At 71.3% G+C, this 22,383-nt stretch carries 17 protein-coding genes; 12 read left to right on the plus strand and 5 right to left on the minus strand.

All coding sequences use genetic code 11. The features are described from left to right. Window positions 1-8: 8 nt before the first annotated feature. The gene (locus tag AMO33_RS20105) at window positions 9-389 is read left to right on the plus strand and encodes a DUF5313 family protein (protein ID WP_060595058.1); all 381 of its coding nucleotides are present in this window, start codon (window positions 9-11) and stop codon (window positions 387-389) included. Between the two features lie 48 nt (window positions 390-437). Beyond that, entirely contained in the window at window positions 438-659 is a 222-nt protein-coding gene (locus AMO33_RS20110; RefSeq protein WP_060593888.1) for an RNA-binding S4 domain-containing protein, read from the plus strand. A gap of 11 nt (window positions 660-670) precedes the next feature. Here the strand turns inward: AMO33_RS20110 and rraA are convergent, their stop codons facing one another. Then, on the minus strand, window positions 671-1,168 hold the full coding sequence (gene rraA / locus AMO33_RS20115; RefSeq protein ID WP_060593889.1) for a ribonuclease E activity regulator RraA: 498 nt from the start codon (window positions 1,166-1,168) through the stop codon (window positions 671-673). Between the two features lie 123 nt (window positions 1,169-1,291). Here rraA and lysX point away from each other — a divergent pair, with 123 nt between their 5' ends. The 5 genes from lysX (at window position 1,292) to AMO33_RS20140 (ending at window position 6,911) form a co-directional block, all read left to right on the plus strand. Beyond that, window positions 1,292-4,609, plus strand: a complete 3,318-nt coding sequence (gene lysX, locus AMO33_RS20120) for a bifunctional lysylphosphatidylglycerol synthetase/lysine--tRNA ligase LysX (RefSeq protein WP_060593890.1) — start codon at window positions 1,292-1,294, stop codon at window positions 4,607-4,609. Between the two features lie 121 nt (window positions 4,610-4,730). After that, the gene (locus AMO33_RS20125) at window positions 4,731-5,177 is read left to right on the plus strand and encodes a hypothetical protein (RefSeq protein WP_060593891.1); all 447 of its coding nucleotides are present in this window, start codon (window positions 4,731-4,733) and stop codon (window positions 5,175-5,177) included. Window positions 5,178-5,272: 95 nt separating this feature from the next. Continuing rightward, window positions 5,273-5,737, plus strand: coding sequence for a hypothetical protein (locus tag AMO33_RS32880; RefSeq protein ID WP_060593892.1), 465 nt, complete (start codon window positions 5,273-5,275; stop codon window positions 5,735-5,737). A gap of 137 nt (window positions 5,738-5,874) precedes the next feature. After that, window positions 5,875-6,489: a histidine phosphatase family protein gene (locus tag AMO33_RS20135; protein WP_041560537.1), complete on the plus strand. Its 615-nt coding sequence runs from the start codon at window positions 5,875-5,877 to the stop codon at window positions 6,487-6,489. 107 nt (window positions 6,490-6,596) lie between these two features. Next, on the plus strand, window positions 6,597-6,911 hold the full coding sequence (locus AMO33_RS20140; protein ID WP_060593893.1) for a hypothetical protein: 315 nt from the start codon (window positions 6,597-6,599) through the stop codon (window positions 6,909-6,911). 58 nt (window positions 6,912-6,969) lie between these two features. Here AMO33_RS20140 and AMO33_RS20145 read toward each other — a convergent pair whose 3' ends face one another. The 3 genes from AMO33_RS20145 to gltB all read right to left on the minus strand — a co-directional run bounded on the left by AMO33_RS20145 (window position 6,970) and on the right by gltB (window position 14,314). Beyond that, window positions 6,970-7,869, minus strand: a complete 900-nt coding sequence (locus tag AMO33_RS20145) for a cutinase family protein (protein ID WP_060593894.1) — start codon at window positions 7,867-7,869, stop codon at window positions 6,970-6,972. Window positions 7,870-8,153: 284 nt separating this feature from the next. Beyond that, entirely contained in the window at window positions 8,154-9,623 is a 1,470-nt protein-coding gene (locus AMO33_RS20150; protein WP_011206626.1) for a glutamate synthase subunit beta, read from the minus strand. A 44-nt stretch (window positions 9,624-9,667) separates the two neighbouring features. Then, on the minus strand, window positions 9,668-14,314 hold the full coding sequence (gene gltB / locus AMO33_RS20155) for a glutamate synthase large subunit (protein ID WP_060593895.1): 4,647 nt from the start codon (window positions 14,312-14,314) through the stop codon (window positions 9,668-9,670). A 947-nt stretch (window positions 14,315-15,261) separates the two neighbouring features. Between gltB and AMO33_RS20160 the strand changes: the two genes are divergently transcribed. The 5 genes from AMO33_RS20160 (at window position 15,262) to AMO33_RS20180 (ending at window position 21,551) form a co-directional block, all read left to right on the plus strand. Then, entirely contained in the window at window positions 15,262-16,914 is a 1,653-nt protein-coding gene (locus tag AMO33_RS20160; protein ID WP_060593896.1) for a DUF4407 domain-containing protein, read from the plus strand. A gap of 446 nt (window positions 16,915-17,360) precedes the next feature. Then, a complete protein-coding gene (locus AMO33_RS20165; RefSeq protein WP_060593897.1) occupies window positions 17,361-18,245 on the plus strand; it encodes a hypothetical protein in 885 nt (294 codons plus the stop codon). Beyond that, entirely contained in the window at window positions 18,242-19,276 is a 1,035-nt protein-coding gene (locus AMO33_RS20170; protein ID WP_060593898.1) for a DUF4129 domain-containing protein, read from the plus strand. The genes AMO33_RS20165 and AMO33_RS20170 overlap by 4 nt, the downstream gene beginning before the upstream one ends. After that, window positions 19,273-20,253, plus strand: a complete 981-nt coding sequence (locus tag AMO33_RS20175) for an AAA family ATPase (RefSeq protein ID WP_011206621.1) — start codon at window positions 19,273-19,275, stop codon at window positions 20,251-20,253. The genes AMO33_RS20170 and AMO33_RS20175 overlap by 4 nt, the downstream gene beginning before the upstream one ends. Before the next feature lie 2 nt (window positions 20,254-20,255). After that, the gene (locus AMO33_RS20180) at window positions 20,256-21,551 is read left to right on the plus strand and encodes a DUF58 domain-containing protein (RefSeq protein ID WP_060593899.1); all 1,296 of its coding nucleotides are present in this window, start codon (window positions 20,256-20,258) and stop codon (window positions 21,549-21,551) included. Between the two features lie 32 nt (window positions 21,552-21,583). Here AMO33_RS20180 and AMO33_RS20185 read toward each other — a convergent pair whose 3' ends face one another. Beyond that, window positions 21,584-22,363: an RDD family protein gene (locus AMO33_RS20185; protein ID WP_060593900.1), complete on the minus strand. Its 780-nt coding sequence runs from the start codon at window positions 22,361-22,363 to the stop codon at window positions 21,584-21,586. Window positions 22,364-22,383: the final 20 nt, after the last annotated feature.

The raw sequence follows: 22,383 nt of genomic DNA on the forward strand, positions 1-22,383 counted from the left end.
TGTCCGGTATGAGCGGACGCACCTCTCCGAACCCGGCGCAGCGCCTGGCCTACATCTGCGGCGCCACGCTGCCGCCGTCGATGTCGGAGTGGGTGCTCGCCGATCTCACCGGTCCCGGCGCCACCCGCCGGTACCTCACCCGCATCCTGCTGCCGATCATCCCGGTGCTGTCGCTGTTACTGCTGCTGCCCGGGCCGTTGTGGATGGGGTTGGCGATGATGGCGCTGCTCTACCTGCCGCTGATCTACTTCACGATCGCGTTGATGTACGTCTACCGCAGGCACCGGTTGCTCCAGCACGGCCTGGACCCGGCGCTGGCCGACGCGGACGTGCGGGCCAGGGGCGCCGCCGAGCGACTGGCCTACGAACGCAAGCACGGGCGGGCCTGATCGGAGCCCGCCCGCGCCACGCTGTTCGGTGCGGCCGATAATCGATCCATGTCCGACCCTGTCGACGTCCCCATCACCGACGACCTGATCAAGCTCGGCCAGTTCCTCAAACTGGCCAACCTGATCGACTCCGGCTCGGAGGCCAAAACGGTGATCGCGGCCGGATTGGTGCGGGTGAACGACGAGGTCGAGCTACGCCGCGGCCGCCAGCTGCAGGTCGGCGACGTCGTGGTCCTCGCCGGTCACAAGGTGCGGGTGGCGGCCGCCTGAGCGGCGGCGCCTCACTCGGCCCGCACCACGATCCCGTCGTGGTCGCTGTAGAGCATCTCGCCGGGCACGAAGGTCACGCCGCCGAACTCCACCGGCACGTCGCGCTCGCCGCTGCCGGTCTGGGTGCTCTTGCGCGGGTTGGTGCCCAGCGCCTTGATGCCGATGTCGAGGGTGCGCAGGATCGCCGAGTCGCGCACGGCACCGTTGACGATCACGCCCGCCCAGCCGTTGTCCACGCCGCGGCCGGCGATGATGTCGCCCACCAGAGCGGTGTGCACGCTCGCGCCGCCGTCGACGACGAGCACCTTGCCCTCCCCCGGCTCGCCGAGGGTCTGCTTCACCAGCAGGTTGTCCTGGAAGCAGCGGATGGTGGTGATACGGCCGGCGAACGCGGCGCGCCCGCCGAATTGGATGAACTGGGTGTCGCAGCTGCGGATCTCGGGGCCGATCTCGTCGGCGAGATCGGCGGTGGCGACGACGGTTGACTCGGTGTTCGCTGGTTCGGGCATACGCCGATTCTCCCCGCGCCGGGTGCGCGTCCGCGCGCGACCCCCGTCCACGAAGTGGACAACCCGCCGCCGACCGGCGTGGCACCCCGGCACTTACCGCCCGGCAGCGTCCACACTGGGAAGGTGACTGCCTCGCTGTCCCATCGACGTCCCGATTCCGTTCAGGACGCACCGCCCGCTCCGGTGCCGCATCGCGCGCACGGCAGGCTGCGGGAGGTTCCGCACATCGCGGGACTGGTGCTCGGTGTGTTCGCGGTGGCCTGCCTGCTGTGGAGTCTGTCGCCGGCGCTGCGGTTCCTGACCGGGCCGCCGCGCCGCTTCGTCGACGACTACTACTTCGACGCCCCCGACACCAACGTGATGTGGGCGCTGATCGTGGGCCTGCTCGCCGGCGCGATCGCCAGCCGCAAGCGGATCGCCTGGTGGTTGCTGGTGGGCTATCTGACGCTGTTCGCGGTGGCCAACGGGTTGCGCTTCGCCGCCGAGCAGAACATCAACGCCCTGGTGGCGATGATCGTGCAGGTCGGCGTGGTCGGCCTGTTGATCGCGGCGTGGCCGGAGTTCTACACCCGGGTGCGGCGCGGGGCCGGCTGGAAGGCGCTGGGCGTGCTGGTCGGCGGGCTGGCGATCGGCTGCCTGCTGGGCTGGGGCCTGGTGGAGGTGTTTCCCGGCTCGCTGCCGCCGGGCTGGCAGCGGCCCGGCTGGGCGGTGTACCGGGTGACCGCGGCGATCCTGGTGGAGAACGAGCATTTCGACGGGCACCCGCGCCCGTTCGTCAACGTGCTGCTCGGCCTGTTCGGCGCGATCGCGTTGCTGGCGGCGGTGCTCACGCTGCTGCGCTCCCAGCGTGCCGCCAACGCGATGACCGGCCTGGACGAGTCCGCGATCCGCGGCCTGCTGGAGCATTCGGACGTGGAGGACTCGCTGGGCTACTTCGCGACCCGGCGCGACAAGGCGGTGGTGTTCGCGCCCAGCGGCAAGGCGGCGGTGACCTACCGCGTCGAGCTCGGCGTCTGCCTGGCCAGCGGCGACCCCGTCGGCGTGCGCGAGGCCTGGCCGCACGCGATCGACGCCTGGCTGCGGCTGGCCGACCGGTTCGGTTGGACACCGGCGGTGATGGGCGCGAGCGAGGAGGGCGCGACCGCCTATCGCCGCGCGGGCCTGTCGGCGCTGCGCCTCGGCGACGAAGCCGTGCTCGACACCCGCGATTTCTCGCTGGCCGGTCCCGAGCTGCGGCAGGTGCGACAGGCCGCCAACCGGTTGCGCAAACAGGGTGTGCGGGTGCGCATCCGCCGCCACCGCGAGATTCCGTCGGCGGAGTTCGAGCAGATCATGGCCCGCGCCGACGCCTGGCGCGACACCGAGACCGAGCGCGGCTTCTCCATGGCGCTCGGCCGCCTCGGCGACCCACTGGACGCGGACTGCCTGCTGGTGGAGGCCGTGGCCGCCGACGACCGCGTGCTGGGCATGCTCTCGCTGGTGCCGTGGGGCCGCACGGGGGTGTCGCTGGAGTTGATGCGCCGCGATCCGCAGGGGCCCAACGGTGTGATGGAGCTGATGATCTCGCAGCTGGCGCTGAACTCCGAGCAGTTCGGCATCACCCGGGTCTCGTTGAACTTCGCGGTCTTCCGCTCGGTGTTCGAGGAGGGCGGGCGGATCGGCGCGGGACCGGTACTGCGGTTGTGGCGCGGCGTGCTGTTGTTCTTCTCCCGCTGGTGGCAGCTCGAGGCGCTGTACCGGTCCAATGTGAAGTACCAACCGGACTGGGTGCCGCGGTTCTTCCTGTTCGAGGAACGCAGGCAGCTGCCGCGGGTGGCGGTGGCCAGCGCCCTCGCCGAAGGCTTCCTGCCGCGTCTGGGCAAGGATCCCGACGCGAGCGCGCACACCGGTGCGCAGAGCGCGGTGCCCGACACGCTCACCGGCCTGCACGCCGACGGCAGCCCACCGGACTGGCCGAAACCCGACCTCCTCGACAGCGGCCCGCGCAGGCCCGAGCAGGTCCGGGTGCGCATGGCGAAGCTGGACCGGATGACGGCAGCGGGTGTGGATGCCTACCCGGTGGCCTACCCGCCGACCCACACCGTCGCCGCGGCCCGGCGTTCGCCACGCGGGACCACCGTGCGGGTGTGCGGGCGGCTGCTGCGCATCCGCGACTACGGCGGCGTGGTGTTCGCGCTGCTGCGCGACTGGTCCGACGACATCCAGCTGGTGATCGACCGCGAGCGGGTGGGGGCGGCGCGCAGCGCGGAGTTCGGCGAGTACTTCGACCTGGGCGATCTCATCGAGGTCAGCGGGCAGATCGGGCGCAGCCGCAGCGGCGAGCTCTCGCTGCTGGCCGCGGACTGGCGGATGCTGGGCAAGTGCCTGCACCCGCTGCCGGACAAGTGGAAGGGCCTGGCCGACCCGGAGGCGCGGGTGCGCCAGCGCTACGTCGACATGGCGATCAACCCGGAGACCCGGGACGTGCTCGCCAAGCGCAGCGCGGTGGTCCGCTCGCTGCGCGAGTCGCTGAACTCCTGGGGCTATCTCGAGGTGGAGACACCCATCCTGCAGCAGGTGCACGGCGGCGCCAACGCCACCCCGTTCACCACCCACATCAACGCCTACGACCTGGACCTCTACCTACGTATCGCGCCCGAGCTGTATCTCAAGCGGCTGTGCGTGGGCGGCATGGAGAAGGTGTTCGAACTGGGCCGCACCTTCCGCAACGAGGGCGTGGACTTCAGCCACAACCCCGAGTTCACCATCCTCGAGGCCTACGAGGCGCACAGCGACTACATCCGGATGATGCACACCTGCCGGGTGCTCATCCAGAACGCCGCGCTCGCGGCGAACGGCTCGATGGTCGCGATGCGGCCGGGCGCGGACGGCGCGCTGGAACCGGTGGACATCTCCGGCGACTGGCCGGTCAAGACGGTGCACGGCGCGGTGTCGGCAGCCGTGGGCACCGAGATCACCCCGCGGACCGGCGTCGCGGAACTGCGCGAACTCTGCGACCGGGTCGGCGTGCCGTATCAGCACGGCTGGGACGAGGGCCAGATCGTGTTGGAGATGTACGAGCACCTGGTGGAGGCACGCACCGAGGAACCGACCTTCTACGTCGACTTCCCGACCTCGGTCTCGCCGCTGACGCGGGCGCACCGCAGCACCCCCGGCGTCACCGAACGCTGGGATCTGGTGGCCTGGGGCGTCGAACTGGGCACCGCCTACAGCGAACTCACCGACCCGGTCGAGCAGCGGCGCAGGCTCACCGAACAGTCGGTGCTCGCCGCCAACGGCGACCCGGAGGCGATGGAGCTGGACGAGGACTTCCTACAGGCGCTCGAGCACGCCATGCCACCCACCGGCGGCCTCGGCATGGGGGTGGACCGCATCGTCATGCTCATCACCGGCCGCAGCATCCGCGAGACACTGCCGTTCCCGCTCGTCAAGCCCCGCTGATGCGAATCCCGCTCGGAGCCCGGTGTTTCCGGGCGGGGTTAACGAATCTCCGCGCACGGCTATAACCTTGGAGACTCGGCCGGGAGGAGCCGAAACCAACGAGAAACGGGACGGGGGATTCATGTACCTCGACGTGCTTTCCGGAGCGAGCGTGCTGGACCATTCGGTCTGGGCGAGCCCGGACACGCTGCTGGCGTCGGACACCTACGCGCAGGCGATCGAACACCTGGCCAAGCGGCGCAGGAACCGGGGCAGCGGAGGCGGCGGCGGCCGCGGCGGCCTGATCTTCGGCGCGATCTGCTGTGTGCTGGTGGTCGTGGCCATCGGCGTCGGCATCTACCTGATGACCAAGCGGAAGAAGAACAACGACCAGGGCGGGCAGGCACCGTACGGCCGGCCGGGCGGCCAACCACCCTACGGGCAGGCCGCGTACGGGCAGGCGCCCTACGGGCAGACCGGCGATCAACCGCTGTACGGCCAACAGCCCTACGGCCAACCGCCGTACGGCGCGCCCGGCGGCCAACCGCCCTATGGCGGGCCCGGCGGACAGTCGCCGTACGGTCACTGACCCGTTTCACCTATCCGACAACGGGCATGCCCCCATCGCTATACCGTGAAGATTCGGCCGGGGAGCAGCCGTGACCATCGAGGACGGGACGGGACATGTACCTTGACCTGCTGACCAACGCCAACCTGCTGGACCACGCGGTCTGGGCGAGCCCCGACACCTGGGGCAGCACCGACACCTACACCCAGGCGATGGAACACGCCGCGCGTCGGCGCCGCCGTGGCGGTGGCGGCCTGGTCTTCGGCGCCATCTGCTGCGTGGCGGTGATCGCGGCCATCGGCGTCGGCATCTACCTGATGACCAAGCGGAAGAAGAACAACGACCAGGGCGGGCAGGCACCGTACGGCCAGCCGGGCGGCCAACCGCCCTACGGCGCACCGGGCGGCGGCCAGCCGTACGGGCAGGGCGGTGAATCGGGCGGCCAGACCTACGGCCAGTCCTACGGCGCGCCGGGCGGCCAACCGCCCTACGGCGCGCCCGGCGATCAGCCGCCGTACGGCGCACCGGGCGATCAGCCGCCGTCCGGTCCGAGCGGTCCGCCGCCCACCGGCAAGTCCTGACATCGCGCACGGGGCCGGGAGCCTTCGCTCCCGGCCCCGTCGCATGTCCGCCCACCGAACCGGTGCCCGGTGGCGTGTCGGCCGCCCCGCCCGAGCCCGACGCGCACGCCCGCTTCCCCGTGCGGCACAGTGAACGGGTGCAGTTGATTCTTGTCCGTCATGCCCAGCCGCTCCGGGTGGTCGACGCCGCGGGCCCCGCCGATCCCGACCTGTCGGAGATCGGCCGCGAGCAGGCGGAGCGGGTGCCCGCCGCCCTGAGTCACCATCACCGGATCACCCGGGTGCTCAGCAGCCCGCAGGCGCGGGCCCGCCAGACCGCGGCCCCGACCGCGGCCAAGCTCGGTCTGCCGGTCGAGATCGTCGACGATCTCGCCGAGTACGACCGCGACCTGCCCGCCTACATTCCCATCGAGGACGCCAAGCTGGAGTTCCGCGACGCCTACGAGCGGATCAAGGCCGGGCACCTGCCCGAGCAGATCGACGGCCCGGCCTTCGTACGCCGGGTGCTGGCCGCCGTCGACACCGTGGTGGCAGGCACCGAGCCGGAGGACACCGTGGTGGCGTTCGCGCACGGTGGTGTGGTCAATGTGCTGCTCCAGGACGTGCTCGGCCTGGCGAGACCGTTGACCTTCCCCATCGACTACTGCTCGATCACCCGGGTGTTGTTCTCGCGCACCGGTCGCCGCAGCGCGGCCACCGTCAACGAGAACGGCCACGTCTGGGATCTGCTGCCGCGCAACCGGGACCGCTGACTCACAGCGAATTCCCCGGCTCGTCGCAGCGTGGCCCCAGCCCCGCCGCCTTTCCTGGAGAGGTGCCGCCCCACCGGCGCGGCGCCCACGCAGAGAAAGGACATCCGTTGACTTCCCAGAGGTTCTCGCTCTCCCGCACGTCCCTCCGCCGCGGCTCGGCCCGGGTCGCCCTGGCCGGTGCCCTCGCGCTGGTACCGCTCGGCGCGCTCGCGGCCACCGCCTCCGCGGAAGCGCCCGCCGACGACGCGGTGGTGGTCCAGGAGGCCGCACCGCAGGCGGCCGACATCAGCAGGCCGTTCGATCGCGACCGTCCCGGGCCGGGACCCGACCGCGTCATCTTCCGCGACGAACGCGATCCGCGCGGCGACGGCCCGGTCGTGCTCGAACGCCGCCTGCTGCCGCCCACCGGCTCCGCGGGCTGAGCCGACGAAGGCCCGCCGCCCCCATGCGGGGCGACGGGCCTTCGTGAGGTGTTGCCGCTCAGGCCATTCCGGCGATCCAGTTGTGCATCCAGGAGATCGCGGTCTGACCGCCACCGACGGAGTAGCTGCCGTACACGGTGTGCGCCTGCGAGCGGTAGAAGCGCTCGAGATCCTTGGCGCGCTTCTGGTTCGCCGATTCCGAGAGCTGCGCCTGCAGGGTGGGCATGCCGCCGTGCGCCATCAGGTCGTTGATGATGGCGCCCGCCTCGAGCTGGTACCGCCAGATGTTGGCGGGGTTGGCGTCCGAGCTCTGCGCGAGGAAGCCCGCGAAGCGGGTGACGAAATCGTCGGGGGCAGTGGCGCAGTAGAGATCGTCGACCGCGCAGATGGTGCGGACCCGGTCGCTGACCCAGCCGAAGCCGCCCGGCCGCGGGCCGCTGGCGCCCGCACCGGGCGCGGGCGGGCCGACCTGCACGTCGGTGGGCGAGCGCCGCGGGTCGGAGATCAGGCCGACGCCGGCGAGCCGGTCCGGCGGCACCACACCCAGGCCGGTGCCGATCTCGGCGGCGAGATCACCGGCGGCGTCGGCGCCCTGGCTGTAGCCCACCAGGGCCATCCGGGTGCCGCCGCACCGCTGGGCCATCGCGCCGATCAGACCGCGGGCGGCGGAGACGGCCTCCTTCTTGGAGTTGCCGTACACCTCACCCTCCCACGGGAAGGCGGTGGCCGCGTAGGTCACGTAGTCGACGTCGACGTTGCGCGGCAGGCCGCGGGTGACTCCGGAGAGCATGCCGGGCTGCGGCTGCTTCTCGTGGCCGGTCTCCCAGGTGCCCGGGATGGCCACCACGTAGAGGCTCGGGCAGTCGTCGGCCACCGCCGTGGCCCCGCCGCCGAACACCAGGCCGGAGGCAATCGCCGCCGAGGCGCCCAGCCCGGCGACCACCTTCTTCCACCGCATACCGCTCCAGTTCGAACCCGTGCCCCACGCGGGAGCAGATCCCGACAAGTTTGCGCTGATCATGCTGAACCCTGCGGATGTCGCGTCAGTGCACGCTCGGTGAACTCCCGTTACCACCCCGAGATCCCAGCACGACCGAGATCACAATAGGGCGACCGCGGCCCGAACGCCATTCGAGAGCGATATCCGGCCGGAATTCGAAAGCCGGTGGGGCGGGTGGACGCACGAAAAGGCGCCCGTGGACGAGTTGTCCACGGGCGCCCCGAGTTTCGGTACGGGCAGGGTCAGCGCTGGGCGACCATGGTGGGCGTGATCGGCGCGGGCAGCGCGGTCTCGCCCTCCAGGAACTGGTCGACCGCGGCGGCCGCGGCCCGGCCCTCGGCGATGGCCCACACGATCAGCGACTGACCGCGCCCCATGTCACCGGCGACATAGACACCGGGCACGTTGGTGGCCCAGTTCTTGTCCCGCTGCACGTTGCCACGCTGGTCGTAGCCGACACCGAGATCGGTGAGCAGGCCACCCTTCTCCGGGCCGACGAAGCCCATCGCCAGCAGCACCAGATCGGCCTCGAGGGTGAAGTCGGTGCCCTCGACCTTCTCGAAGCGGCCGTTGACCATCTTCACCTCGTGCGCCTCCAGGCCGGTCACCTTGCCGTCCTTGCCCACGAAGCGCTCGGTGTTCACCGAGAACACCCGCTCGCCGCCCTCCTCGTGCGCCGAGGACACCCGGTACATCAGCGGGTAGGTCGGCCACGGGGTCGACGCGGCGCGCTCGGCGGGCGGGCGCGGCATGATCTCGAACTGGTGGACGCTGGCCGCGCCCTGCCGGTGCGAGGTGCCCAGGCAGTCCGCGCCGGTGTCGCCGCCACCGATGATGACGACCTTCTTGCCCTTGGCGTGGATCGGCGGCAGCCCGTCGGCGTCGGTCACCGGGTCACCGAGCTGCACCCGGTTGGCCCAGGGCAGGAACTCCATCGCCTGGTGGATGCCGTCCAGCTCACGGCCGGGGATCGGCAGATCGCGCGCCTGGGTGGCGCCACCGGCCAGCACGATCGCGTCGTACTGCTCGCGCAGTTCGTCGGCGGTGATGTCGACGCCCACGTTCACGCCGGTCTTGAAGATGGTGCCCTCGGCCTCCATCTGCGCGAGCCGGCGATCGATGAAGCGCTTCTCCATCTTGAACTCGGGGATGCCGTAGCGCAGCAGGCCACCGATGCGGTCGGCGCGCTCGAACACCGTCACCGTGTGACCGGCGCGGGTCAGCTGCTGGGCCGCGGCCAGGCCGGCGGGGCCGGAGCCGACCACCGCGACCTTCTTGCCGGTCAGCCGGGTCGGGTAGACCGGAGCCACCCAGCCCTCGTCGAAGGCGTTCTCGATGATCTCGACCTCGACCTGCTTGATCGTGACCGGATCCTGGTTGATGCCGAGCACGCAGGAGGCCTCGCACGGCGCGGGGCACAACCGCCCGGTGAACTCCGGGAAGTTGTTGGTCGCGTGCAGCCGGTCGATGGCCTCGCGCCAGCGGTCCCGGTACACCAGGTCGTTCCACTCGGGAATCAGGTTCCCGAGCGGACAACCGTTGTGACAGAACGGGATACCGCAGTCCATGCAGCGGCTGGCCTGGGTCTGCAGGGTCTGGTGGGAGAAGTTCTCCTCGTAGACCTCTTTCCAGTCCATCAACCGCAGCGGAACCGGACGCCGGTCGGGCAGTTCCCGCTTGGTGTGCTTCAGAAATCCCTGGGGGTCAGCCACGTGCGGCCTCCGTCTTCCTACCAGTCGTCATGTCGGTCACGCGCTCACCCACGAGCCGCCTCCATGATCGCCTCGTCCACGTCCTTGCCGCTCTTCTCGGCTTCGGAGATGGCGAGCAGAACCTTCTTGTATTCGCGCGGCATGACCTTCACGAAGTGGTTCACCTGCTGCGACCAATCGCTGAGGATGCGATCGGCCACGGCCGAACCGGTCTTGTCGCGATGCTCGGCGATGATGTCGCGCAGCCAGGTGAAGTCGTCACCGGCGAGCTGCTCGAGCGCGTCGCGCTGCTCCGGGTTGACCCGGGCGGCGAAGGTGCCGTTCGGGTCGTAGACGAAGGCGACGCCGCCGGACATACCGGCGCCGAAGTTGCGCCCGGTCTCACCGAGGATGACCACCCGGCCGCCGGTCATGTACTCGCAGCCGTGGTCGCCCACGCCTTCGACCACCGCGGTGGCGCCGGAGTTGCGCACCGCGAACCGCTCGCCGACCACGCCGCTGATGAACGCCTTGCCGCTGGTCGCGCCGAACAGGATCACGTTGCCCGCGATGATGTTCTGGTCGGCCACGAACTCGGCCGGCGCGTTGGGCGCCGGGCGAACGACCAGGTGGCCGCCCGAGAGACCCTTGCCGACGTAGTCGTTGGCATCGCCCTGCACCCGCAGCGTGATGCCCGCGGGCACGAAGGCGCCGAAGCTGTTGCCCGCCGACCCGGTGAAGGTGATGTCGATGGTGTCGTCGGGCAGGCCCGCGCCACCGTAGAGCTTGGTCACCTCGTGGCCGAGCATGGTGCCGACCGTCCGGTTCACGTTGGTGATCTTGGTGTCGATCTTCACCGGCTTGCCGCGCTCGAGCGCCTCGCGCGCCTCGGTGATGAGCTGCTGGTCCAGTGCCCGGTCCAGGCCGTGGTCCTGGCTCTTGGTGCAGCGGCGATCCTGGAACATGAACGCCGTCTCGATGTCGTCGAGGATCGGCGAGAGGTCCAGCTTGCTGGCCTTCCAGTGCTGCTTGGCCTTGCTGGTGTCGAGCAGGTCGACCCGGCCGATGGCCTCGTCCAGCGTGCGGAAGCCCAGCTGCGCCAGCAGTTCCCGGACCTCCTCGGCGATGAAGAGGAAGAAGTTCTCCACGAACTCCGGCTTGCCGGTGAAGCGCTCGCGCAGCACCGGGTTCTGGGTGGCGACGCCGACCGGACAGGTGTCGAGGTGACACACCCGCATCATCACGCAGCCGGAGACCACCAGCGGCGCGGTCGCGAAACCGTACTCCTCGGCGCCGAGCAGCGCGGCGATCATCACGTCGCGGCCGGTCTTCATCTGGCCGTCGACCTGCACCACGATGCGGTCGCGCAGACCGTTGAGCAGCAGCGTCTGCTGGGTCTCGGCCAGGCCGAGCTCCCACGGACCGCCCGCGTGCTTGAGCGAGGTCAGCGGCGAGGCGCCGGTGCCACCGTCGTGGCCGGAGATGAGTACCACGTCCGCGTGCGCCTTGGACACACCGGCGGCGACGGTGCCGACACCGGGCTCGGCGACGAGTTTCACGTGAATCCGCGCCTGCGGGTTCGCGTTCTTCAGGTCGTGGATCAGCTGCGCCAGGTCCTCGATCGAGTAGATGTCGTGGTGCGGCGGCGGCGAGATCAGGCCGACGCCGGGCGTCGAGTGCCGCACCTCGGCGACCCACGGGTACACCTTGTGCGCGGGCAGCTGACCGCCCTCGCCCGGCTTGGCGCCCTGGGCCATCTTGATCTGGATGTCGGTGCAGTTGGTCAGGTAGTGCGCGGTCACGCCGAAGCGGCCGGAGGCCACCTGCTTGATGGCGCTGCGCCGCCAGTCGCCGTTCTCCTCGACCTCGAAGCGGGCCGGGTGCTCGCCGCCCTCACCGGAGTTCGAGCGGCCGCCGAGCCGGTTCATCGCGATGGCGAGGGTCTCGTGCGCCTCGGCGGAGATGGAGCCGTAGCTCATCGCGCCGGTCGAGAAGCGCTTGACGATCTCGCTCGCGGGCTCGACCTCGTCGATCGGGATGGGCGCGCGCTCGCCCTTCTTGAACTTGAACAGGCCGCGCAGCGAGGCCAGCCGCTCGGACTGGTCGTCGACCAGCTTGGTGTACTCCTTGAAGATCGAGTACTGGCCGGTGCGGGTGGCGTGCTGCAGCTTGAACACCGTGTCCGGGTTGAACAGGTGGTACTCGCCCTCGCGCCGCCACTGGTACTCGCCGCCCACCTCGAGCTCGCGGTGCGCGCGCTCGTTGCGGTTCTCCAGGAAGGCGATCCGGTGCCGGGCCGCCACGTCGTCGGCGATCTCGTCCAGGCCGATGCCGTCCAGGTGCGAGCGCAGGCCGGTGAAGTACTCGTCCACCAGCTCCTGCGACAGGCCGATCACCTGGAAAAGCTGCGCGCCGTTGTAGGAGGCCAGGGTGGAGATGCCCATCTTGGACATCACCTTCAGCACGCCCTTGCCCGCGGCCTTGATGTAGTTGGCGACCGCCTTGCGGTAGTCCGAGGCCAGGTCGCCGGTACCCAGGTCGAGCGCGCCGCGCTCGAGCATGTCCTCGATGGTCTCGAAGGCCATGTAGGGGTTGATGGCGCCGGCGCCGAAGCCGACCAGCATGGCCATGTGGTGCACCTCGCGGGCGTCACCGGCCTCCACGATCAGGCCGACCTTGGTGCGGGTCCGCTCGCGCACCAGGTGGTGGTGCACCGAGGAGGTGAGCAGCAGCGACGGGATCGGCGCCAGCTTCTCGTTGGACTCGCGGTCCGACAGCACGATGATGCGCGCGCCGCCCTCGATGGCCGCCGAGACCTGGGTGTTGATGGCCTGCAGGGCCTTGCGCAGGCCCTTGCCGCCCTTCTTCACCGGGTACAGGCCGCGCACGACCACCGACCGCAGGTCCGGCTGGGAACCGTCGTCGTTGATGTGCACGAGCTTGGCCAGCTCGTCGTTGTCCAGGATCGGCTGCTCGATGGCGATCTGCTTGCACGACTCCGGGCCGGGGTGCAGCAGGTCGGCTTCCGAACCCAGGTTGCGCTTGAGGCTGGTGACGACCTCCTCGCGGATCGCGTCCAGCGGCGGGTTGGTCACCTGCGCGAACAGCTGGGAGAAGTAGTCGAACAGCAGCCGCGGCCGCGAGGAGAGCACCGCGATCGGGGTGTCGGTGCCCATCGAGCCCAGCGCCTCGCCACCGGTCTTGGCCATCGGCGAGATGAGCAGGCTGAGTTCCTCGGTGGTGTAGCCGAAGATCTGCTGGCGGATCAGCACGCGGTCGTGCGACATGTGCACGTGCGGGCGGTCGGGCAGGTCGGCCAGCCGGGTGACGCCCTCGTCCAGCCACTGCTGGTAGGGGTGCTCGGCGGCGAGCTGGGTCTTGATCTCGTGATCGTCGACGATGCGGCCCTGCGAGGTGTCGACCAGGAACATGCGGCCCGGCTGCAGGCGCGCCTTGCGCACCACCTTGGCGGGGTCGATGTCGAGCACGCCGACCTCGGAGGCCATCACGACCAGGCCGTCGTCGGTCACCCAGATGCGGCTCGGGCGCAGGCCGTTGCGGTCGAGCACGGCGCCGACGACGGTGCCGTCGGTGAAGCACACCGAGGCGGGGCCGTCCCACGGCTCCATCAGCATCGAGTGGTACTCGTAGAAGGCGCGCAGCTGCGGATCCATGCTGTCGTGCCGCTCCCACGCCTCGGGGATCATCATCAGCACGGCGTGCGGCAGGCTGCGCCCGCCCAGGTGCAGCAGTTCCAGCACCTCGTCGAAGCGCGCGGTGTCGCTGGCGCCCGGGGTACAGACCGGGAAGATCTTCTCCAGCCGGTTCTTGCCCGCGGCATCGGTACCGAAGACGTCGCTGTTCAGCAGCGCCTCGCGGGCCCGCATCCAGTTCTCGTTACCGGTGACGGTGTTGATCTCACCGTTGTGCGCGACGCGGCGGAACGGGTGCGCCAGCGGCCAGGACGGGAAGGTGTTGGTCGAGAAGCGCGAGTGCACGATGCCCAGCGCCGACTCCACCCGGTCGTCCTGCAGGTCCAGGTAGAACGCCCGCAGCTGCGGGGTGGTGAACATGCCCTTGTAGACGAAGGTCTGGCCGGACAGGCTCGGGAAGTACACGGTCTCGCGGCCGGTGGCGCCCTCGCCGGCACCCTGGGTGCCCAGTTCGTGCTCCACCCGCTTGCGGATGACGTAGGCGCGCCGCTCCAGGTCCATGCCCGAGAGCTGCTCGGCGCCGTTGCGCGGCGAGGCGATGAAGATCTGCCGGAAGGTCGGCATGGCGTCGCGGGAGAGAGCGCCCAGCGACGAGTCGTCGATCGGCACCTCGCGCCAGCCGAGAACCTCGAGGCCCTCTTCCTTGACGATCTTCTCCACGCCGTAGGCGGCCCGGGCCGCTTCGCGCCGCGCCTGCGGCAGGAAGGCGATACCGGAGGCGTAGGAGCCCTCGGGGGGCAGCTCGAAGTCGACGATGGCGCGGAAGAAGCGGTCCGGAATCTGGATCAGGATGCCCGCGCCGTCGCCGGAATTCGGCTCGGCGCCGGCGGCACCGCGGTGCTCCAGGTTCAACAGGGCCGTGATGGCCTTGTCGACGATGTCGCGGCTACGGCGGCCGTGCATGTCGACGACGAATGCGACACCACAGGCGTCGTGCTCGTTCGCCGGGTCGTAGAGACCGATGGGTCCAGGTGACCTGTGGCCAGGAAGTTGCGTCATGCCTCTGCCTTCAAGAAAGTGGCCTTCGAAGAAAAACGGCCTTTCGTCGAACGCCTCCGTCAAGACTGCGCCCGTACGGTCCGGAAACCAGCCGCGCTGATGGTCTTCGGCGTGCAGTCACGTCTCCAGTTGTCCACCCGCTGGGAATACGAAGTGGGTGCTCGGCGGTAACGGAACGCTGACGTGTTCCTTACCTCCGCGCGGGTGCTCGCCCGCTACTCTGGGCACCGGCTTCGTGAGCCCGAGCAGGCGAGGTGCCGACCGTTTGTGCGTTCGGCGTAAGAGCAAACGATAAGTCAGGTCCGGGGCCCAACCAACTTAGGTAGTACTAATAACCTGGTCTAGCTGGGCTTCTGCATTTCGGTCCTCCACGTGTGCGCGTTGTCCAGTGTAAAGCAGCGGTTGGACCCCGATCGATCCCCCGGCACCCCGCACCGACGGGTGGACAACGGATGCGCCCACGGCCTCCGGCGGGCACGGCCGAGCTCCGGAATCCGCCGCCACCTGCATCGAAGATGATTTCCCAGCCGCGTCCAGCGGCAAACCCGCGGGCGTGCGGCTAACCGGACAGCCGTACGGTGAGATGTTCGCGACACCGGTCGTGACAGGCCATTCACTCGATCCGACCGTCCGGGTTCTTTTTCCGCTGTGGCTTTCAGCACACCTCTGGCAAACCTTGCGGCGAGGGACTTTTTTCGGCGTCGGGCCGCCCGGTCTCACGCCGATCGCAGGGGCACCCCTCGCGCTCGGCCCGGCCGGGCGGTCCGGGCCGGATCGTCGGTGGAGAACACAGCCCCACCCGGCCGTCGCGAGGCGTCGAAATTCACCGGTGTGAGGCTGACCACATCGCGTCGCCGACTCTCGGTGTGTCGGGTTCGGGCCTGTCACTCTGTCAACGAAATCCGCCCGCGGCCGCAGGCCGAAGCTTCCGGAGGAAGTGGGGATCCATGTCCGTCACCGGTGCGTTCACCTGGCTGGGCGGTGCGCGTCCGGGGGCGGTCGACGAGCCGCACGAGCGCGCGAGCTATCTGCTCACCGGTGCGGCCGTCGCCCTGTTCGCCCTGGCGACCGGCGGTATCGTCACCGCGGCCGCCGCGCGGGCGTGGCCGCTCGCCGCGGCGATCGCGGTGGGTGCGGTCCTCGCGGCCGCGGCGCTGCTCGTCGGCCGGGCACTGGCCACCCCGCGGGTGGGCCCGATGTCCGACCGGTTCGGCGTCGCGGGCCGGGCCACGGCCGCGGTGCTGATCGGTGTGCTGGTCGCCGAGGCGGCGACCACCCTGCTGTTCACCGCGGGCGTGGACCGGGTCCTGGACGAAAAAGCGCACGCGGCAGCGGAATCCGCGCCCGCCGTCCGCGCCGCCCGCGCCGGATACGAGCGGGCGGTCGCGGACCGCGCGGGGCTGGACCGCACGATCGCCGAGGCGAAGGCCGAGACCGATCGCGCGCTGGTGACGGCCCGCTGCGAATACAACCCCGCCCCCCAGTGCCCGCCCACCAGGATCACCGGCGTACCGGGCGACGGACCGGAGCACCGGACCGCACAGGAGATGCTCGCCGAGGCAAGGGCCCGGCTCGCGGCCGCCGAGGCGCGGGTGCCGGGCCTGGACGCGCGCGTGGCCGAGGCCGAGAAGAGCACGGCGGCAGCTCTTTCCGACGCCCACACCGCGGGTGACCGAGGCGTCGGCGCCCGCTGGGCGGCGATGCACGACCACACCACCGATTCGATGGGGGCGCTGCTCCCCCGGCTGGCGACCCTGCTCGCCTGCCTGCTGCTGGCCCTGCTGCCGCTGCTGCTGCGCTGGTGGCGGGGAGTCACCTCGGTCGACCGGCACGCCGCGGCGCGGGCGGTCATCGACGAGGCCGACCGGGATGCCGAGGCCGCCATCGCCGTCACCAGGGCGAACCTGCGGGCGGCCACCGCCGAGCTGCGCGCCGAACAGGAACTCACCGCCGCGCGGCTGGCCGCCGAGGCCGACACCGCCATCGACCGGGAACGCCAGCGCACCAGGATCATCGCCGCCATCGGCGGGTTGGAGATCGGCATCACCGAACCGCCCCGCACCCCGATCCGTCCGGCGGCCGGACAGCCCGAGCTGCCCGCCGCACCGGTCCCCCGAGAGGACACCGCCGTGCCCGAGACCCCGAATCTGCCCGCCCGCACCGCCGACGAGCGGCCCGGCAGCGGACTGGAGTTGCCGATCATCGGCACCGTCCCGTTCACCGACACCGCCGCCCGCTGGATCCGGCCGCTGGTGCCCGGCTTCGTCGCCGACGCGATCGACACCGCCACCCACCCGCTGCGCACCGCCCGCCAGGCGTTCGAGGAGGTGGAGGAGATCACCTTCACCTTCCGCCGCACCCGAAAGGTCACCGTCGACGACTCGGCCTCGTCCCGGTCGTACCCGGCGGCCGATCCGTGGTACGCCCAGCGCGTCGCCGCGGCGGTGGTGGACGTGCCCGTGCGGGAAGCCGCTGCCGCACAGCCGAACCCGGGACGAGCCGCGCTCACCACCGCCGAGCCCACCCCCGCCCTCCTCGACCGCGACCAGCCCGCCGTATCCCAGCGGCAGGGACCGCCCGCACTCCCGCCCGCCCACTGATCGTCCGCGGAGTCCGTGCACCGAATCAGGCTGCCGTAGCGGCATCGCAGCCCGGGCGACCACCGGCCACCACGGCCCCCACTCGCACGCGCCCGCACCGCCGCTCGCCCACCGATCACTCGCAAAGTCTGTCCACCGAGGCAGGCCGCGCCGGCCACCAGCCGCAGCGGCATCGCAGCCCAGGCCACCGCGCGCCCGCACTCGCACGCCCCCGCGCTCCCGCCCGCCCCTCATCCGCCGCGGCATCGGTGCCCCGGACGAGCCGCGCCGGCCGACAAGTCGCGGCGGCATGGTGCGGCCACCGGATCTTCCTGATGCGAGATCTTCCCGCTGCGAGACGGAACTCCGACCGGGCAAGCGACCACGCTTGTCGCGCCCGCGCGCCGACGACTGCCCGCCGCCGCACTCCCCCGGCGTCCCGGTCCGTTTCCATTAGACTCCGAACCGTGTTGCCAGCCGCTGACCCGGCCGGTGTCGTCGGGGCGGGGGATGATCCGGTGCCGGGGTCGCCCGGACCGGTGGTCCCGATCCGTCCGCTCACCTTCCGCGAGCTGCTCGATCTGCCGTTCGCGCTGATCCAGGCGAATCCCGCCGCGCTGGCGGCGCTCGGCGGCGGCGCGGTGCTGGTGGCCGAGGTCGTGGTGGTGCTGCTCACCGCGAGCGTCGCGCGACTGACCGACGACGCCGATGCGGCGATCGCGTGGACCGCGGTGCTCACCACCCTGAGCTGCGCGTGGCTGGTACGGGTGCTGCTGCGCGCCACCGTGGTGCCCATCGCGCTCGCCGCGGCGTTCGGCGGCCGGACGGGTGTGCGCGCCGCCGTGTCCCACGCGAGCCACCTGGCCGGGCCGGTGTTGCTCGGGCACGCGCTGTTCACCCTGGTCGGTGTCGGTGTATCGGTGCTCGGGATTCTGCTGATCACCCTCCCGTTCGTCGTGGTCTGGCTGGGATATCTGCGCGGCACACAGTTCCCCGCGCCCGTCGTCCTGTTCGCCGAGCCCACCACCCACCGCCAGAGCGTCGCGCGCGCCAAGCTGCTGACCGAGGGCACGCGGTGGCGGCTCACCGGGCTGTGGCTCGTGCAGCGGACCCTGTTCACGCTGCTGGCGGTCCCGCTGTTCGGCGTCATGCTCTTCGTCTCCGACATCACCGGCACCCACCGCTGGCCGGTGATCGTGTTGTTCACCGTGACGGGGCTGGTGCTGGCCGCGTTCGGGGAGATCGTCGAGTCGTGCGCGCGGGTGGTCTGCTACGTCGACCTGCGCTGCCGCCGCGAAGGCATGGACATCGTGGTGCCACGCGGCGGACAGGCTCGCGGAGGATCGGCATGACCGAGCCCGACCCGATCGCTCCCGACACCCCGAAGCTGGGTGCCGCGGCCGAGCATCGCGCCCGCGCCGAGGAGGCGGCCGCGCGCCGGGATTTCGATCGCGCGCTGCGTGAACGGTTCCGCGCGGTGCTGCGCGGTATGGAACAGCAGGGCGTGCTCGAGCCGCGCCGCTCGCGCACCGCGGACGAGACCGTCGACGATGCGTCGACGGTGCTCGCGCCGGAGATCACCACCGAATTGCAGCCCGCGGCACGCAGCTTCGACGAGGTCGTCTACGGCGGCAGGCGGGCCACCGAGGACGAGTACCGCAGGCTCGAATACGCCGACAGGTTCTCCGGATCCGCGCCGCCGCCCGCGGCCGAACCGGTCGAGCGGGAGGTGGCCGAGACCGCGCCGCGTGGACGACGCACCCTGCCCGCGCTGCCCGCCCTGCTGCGCGATCCGAAGTTCTGGGCGGGGCTCGCCGCCCTGCTGGTGCTGGGTCTGCTGCTCTACGCCGCGCTGAACTCCTGCGGCGCGCCGACCGCGCCGAAACCGCCCCCGCCCGAATTCCCGCCACCCGGCGACGGCGGCAACGGCGGCGACGTGGACCTGCCGCCGGTCGGGCCCGGCGAGGATTCGCTGTTCTCCCGGCTGCCCGCGCCGGTGGCCTTCGGCGGACTGCAGTTCCTCGTCGCCGCCGCGCTGCTGGTGTGGTGGCGGGCCCGGCGACGCGGCGCTCTGGTGCGCGAACCACGACCGGTGGAGGTCGCGGCCAACGAACTGCTCACCGGCCAGGCCGCGCTGTATCGCCGCAGCGGCGACCACGATCACGTGGCGGCCAAGCTCCGGGCGGCGACGCTGCGGCGGATCCGTCCGGAACTCGGCGTCGCCGCCGACGGTGGCGCCGACCGGATGGTCGCGGCGGTGGCGGCCCGCACCGGCCTTGACCCCGGGCTGGTGCACGACGCGCTGTTCGCCCCCGTGCCCGACGCGGCCACGCTGCCCGTGATCGCCGCCCAGCTGGAACTGATCGAGACGGAGGTCCGATGACCACGGACATCACCCACGCCCCCACCGCGCAGGACGCGCACGCCGCGCTCACCGCGTTGCGCGCCGAGATCGGCAAGGCGGTGGTCGGTAACGACAACGCGATCATGTATCTCGTGCTCGCGCTGCTGTGCCGGGGCCACGTGCTGCTCGAGGGCGTGCCGGGCGTTGCCAAGACGCTGCTGGTACGGGCGCTGGCCACGGCGCTGGATCTCGAACACGCCCGGGTGCAGTTCACGCCCGACCTGATGCCGGGCGATGTCACCGGTTCGCAGATCTACGATCCGCATTCGGCCGAGTTCACCTTCCGGCAGGGTCCGGTCTTCACCAACCTGCTGCTCGCCGACGAGATCAACCGCACGCCCCCGAAAACCCAGTCGGCGCTGCTGGAATCGATGGAGGAGCGGCAGGTCTCCGTCGACGGCACACCGCGACCGCTTCCGGATCCGTTCGTGGTGATCGCGACCCAGAATCCGATCGAGCAGGAGGGCACCTATCCGCTGCCGGAAGCGCAGCTGGACCGCTTCCTGTTCAAGGTCGACATCCAGTTGCCCGGCCGCGACGACGAATTCCGCATCCTGCAACGGCACGCGGCCGGTTTCGACCCCCGCGATCTGGCCGCGGCGGGTCTGCGCCCGGTCGCCGGGGCCGCCCACATCGCCGCCGCCCGCAACGCCGTCGGCGGTGTGACCGTCAGCCCGGAGGTGCTCGCCTACACGGTGGACCTGTGCCGGGCCACCCGCAGCGCGCCCGCCGTCCAGCACGGCGCCTCCACCCGCGGTGCGACCGCACTGATGGCCGCGGCCCGCGCCTTCGCCTGGCTCACCGGGCGCGGCTTCACCACCCCCGACGACGTGAAGACGGTCGCGGTCGCCGTGCTGCGCCACCGGCTGCAACTGCGTCCGGAGGCGGAACTGGACGGCGTCACCGCCGAGGGCCTGCTGACCGGGCTGCTGCACGCGGTCCCGGTGCCGGTGTAGTCGTGGTCGTCAGCGGTCGGCTGGTCGCGCTCGCGGCGCTGCTCGCCCTGGGGGTCACCGTGCTGCTGCCGTCGGTGACCGGGGTCGTGCTCGCCACGCTCGTGCTGGTCGCGGCGGTGCTGGCCGATCTCGCCGCGGTGGCGCGCCCACGCGATCTGCGGCTGGAACGCCCGGCGCTGACCACGGTCCGGCTGGGCCGTCGTACCGAAGTCGAACTCACCGTGGTCAATTCCGGTTCCCGGACCGCCCGTGGTGTGCTCTGGGACGACTGGCCCGCCGGCGCCGGGGTCGAGAACCGCACCCACGCCATCGATCTCGCCCCGAACACGAAGGTGCGCCTGCGCACCGCCCTGACCCCGGTGCGCCGCGGTGACCGGACCGCGGGTCCGGTGACGCTGCGGCTGTTCGGCCCGCTCGGACTGGCCGGCGTGCAGACCCGGCACGCCGTGCCTGCCCGGGTGCGCGCGCTGCCCGCCTTCCGCAGCGAGTACCTGCTGCGTTCGAAGGTGCAGCGGCTGCAACATCTGGAGGGCCGCAACGTCGCCAACACCCGCGGCCAGGGCAGCGAGTTCGACTCCTTCCGCGAGTACGTCGCCGGTGACGACGTGCGCGCGATCGACTGGCGCGCCACCGCCCGCGCCACGGATGTGCTGGTGCGCACGTGGCGTCCCGAACGCAACCGGCATGTGCTGATGGTGCTCGACAGCGGCCGCGTCGGCGCGGGCCGCGTGGGTGCGGGCACCCGGCTCGACGCCGCGATCGAGGCCGCGCTGTTGCTCGGCGGGCTGGCCGCGGCGGCGGGCGACACCGTCGACCTGCTCGCCTACGACCGCACCGTGCGCACCGAGGTGCGTGGCATCGCAGGCAACCGGTTGCAACCGCAGTTGATGCACGCGCTGGCCGGGCTCACCCCCGCGCTGGCCGACACCGACGCGGCCGGACTGGTGCGCGCCGTGCTGGAGCGGGCGCGGCGGCGCTGTCTGGTCGTGCTGTTCACCGGACTCGACGCCGCCGTGGTGGAGCAGAATCTGCTCCCGGTGCTGCCGGTGCTGACCCAGCGCCACCGCGTGCTGGTCGTCTCGGTGGTCGACCCGGAGATCGCCGCCGCCGCCGCGACCCGCGACACCCTGGCCGACCTCTACACCGCGGCCGCCGCCGAGTCGGCACTCGCCGAGCGGGACCTGGTGCGGGAATCGTTGCGCCGCAAGGGCGTCGCGGTGGTGTCCGCCGCCCCGGACCGCCTTCCGGGCGCACTGGCCGACGAATATCTGGAACTCAAACAGTCCGGCTCGCTGTGAGCAGAAGGCGGCGCCTCCGGCCGCTGACCCACTCAGGGGGTACGCAGCAGTCCACCCGGTGCGCTCGGTGCGAGCGCGCGGCGTTGGCGTTCGGCGACGACCGCGCCGAGGATCTGCACGGGCGGACAGTTCGGCGGCGCGGGCACGCCGAGCCGGGCGCACACCGCCGCGACCAGTTCGCGGCCGAGCCCGTCCTGGGCCTGCGGGGTGAGGGTGCGCAGCCGGGTGAGGTACTGCCGCACCGCCAGCGCGAGATCCTCCGGAATGCCCGACAGGTCGAGCCGGGTGGCCCACTCGATCAGCCAGGGCGGTGCGACCGCCAGCGCGGGAGCGGGCAACGCGGCCTCGGCGTGCACCACCACCGTCCCGGCGAGCACGTCACCGACCCGGCGGGCGGTCGGCGAGCACAGCGAGGTGAGCACGGCGATCGCGCCGAAGCCGCCGAGTATCCAGAAATCGACGATGGTGCCGGCGAGACCGCGGGTCAGCGCGTGCCGGAAGTCGATCGGCCCGCCGTCGGTGCGCAGCACGCGCAGGCCGAGCACGAGCTTTCCCAGCGTGCGACCGCGGCTGAGGGTTTCGCAGGCGACCGGGTAGCCGACGAGCACGCTCACCATGGCGAGCACGACCGCGGTGTCCACCCAGGCGGTGTCGGCGCCGGTCTGCAGCAGCAGCACCCCGATCCCCGCCATCAGTCCGACCGCCAGCCCGATCTGCACCACCAGGTCGATCAGGAACGCGGCGGCGCGGGTCGGGATGCGGGCGATCGGAAGCTCGAGGGCGACCGCTTCGCCGGTGGTGAACTCTGCCATCTCGTTAGCATTCTTTCGAC

Origin of the sequence: Nocardia farcinica, assembly GCF_001182745.1 — a bacterium.
GTDB classification, from domain to species: Bacteria; Actinomycetota; Actinomycetes; order Mycobacteriales; family Mycobacteriaceae; genus Nocardia; species Nocardia farcinica.

What these genes read in the sequence shown, in the direction of transcription:
- AMO33_RS32880 (WP_060593892.1), top strand. Translation starts at nt 5,273, where the DNA reads ATGTACCTTGACCTGCTGACCAACGCCAACCTGCTGGACCACGCGGTC.
- AMO33_RS20125 (WP_060593891.1), top strand. Translation starts at nt 4,731, where the DNA reads ATGTACCTCGACGTGCTTTCCGGAGCGAGCGTGCTGGACCATTCGGTC.
- AMO33_RS20175 (WP_011206621.1), top strand. Translation starts at nt 19,273, where the DNA reads ATGACCACGGACATCACCCACGCCCCCACCGCGCAGGACGCGCACGCC.
- rraA (WP_060593889.1), bottom strand. Translation starts at nt 1,168, where the DNA reads ATGCCCGAACCAGCGAACACCGAGTCAACCGTCGTCGCCACCGCCGAT.
- AMO33_RS20110 (WP_060593888.1), top strand. Translation starts at nt 438, where the DNA reads ATGTCCGACCCTGTCGACGTCCCCATCACCGACGACCTGATCAAGCTC.
- AMO33_RS20185 (WP_060593900.1), bottom strand. Translation starts at nt 22,363, where the DNA reads ATGGCAGAGTTCACCACCGGCGAAGCGGTCGCCCTCGAGCTTCCGATC.
- AMO33_RS20160 (WP_060593896.1), top strand. Translation starts at nt 15,262, where the DNA reads ATGTCCGTCACCGGTGCGTTCACCTGGCTGGGCGGTGCGCGTCCGGGG.
- gltB (WP_060593895.1), bottom strand. Translation starts at nt 14,314, where the DNA reads ATGACGCAACTTCCTGGCCACAGGTCACCTGGACCCATCGGTCTCTAC.
- AMO33_RS20170 (WP_060593898.1), top strand. Translation starts at nt 18,242, where the DNA reads ATGACCGAGCCCGACCCGATCGCTCCCGACACCCCGAAGCTGGGTGCC.
- AMO33_RS20145 (WP_060593894.1), bottom strand. Translation starts at nt 7,869, where the DNA reads ATGCGGTGGAAGAAGGTGGTCGCCGGGCTGGGCGCCTCGGCGGCGATT.
- AMO33_RS20105 (WP_060595058.1), top strand. Translation starts at nt 9, where the DNA reads ATGAGCGGACGCACCTCTCCGAACCCGGCGCAGCGCCTGGCCTACATC.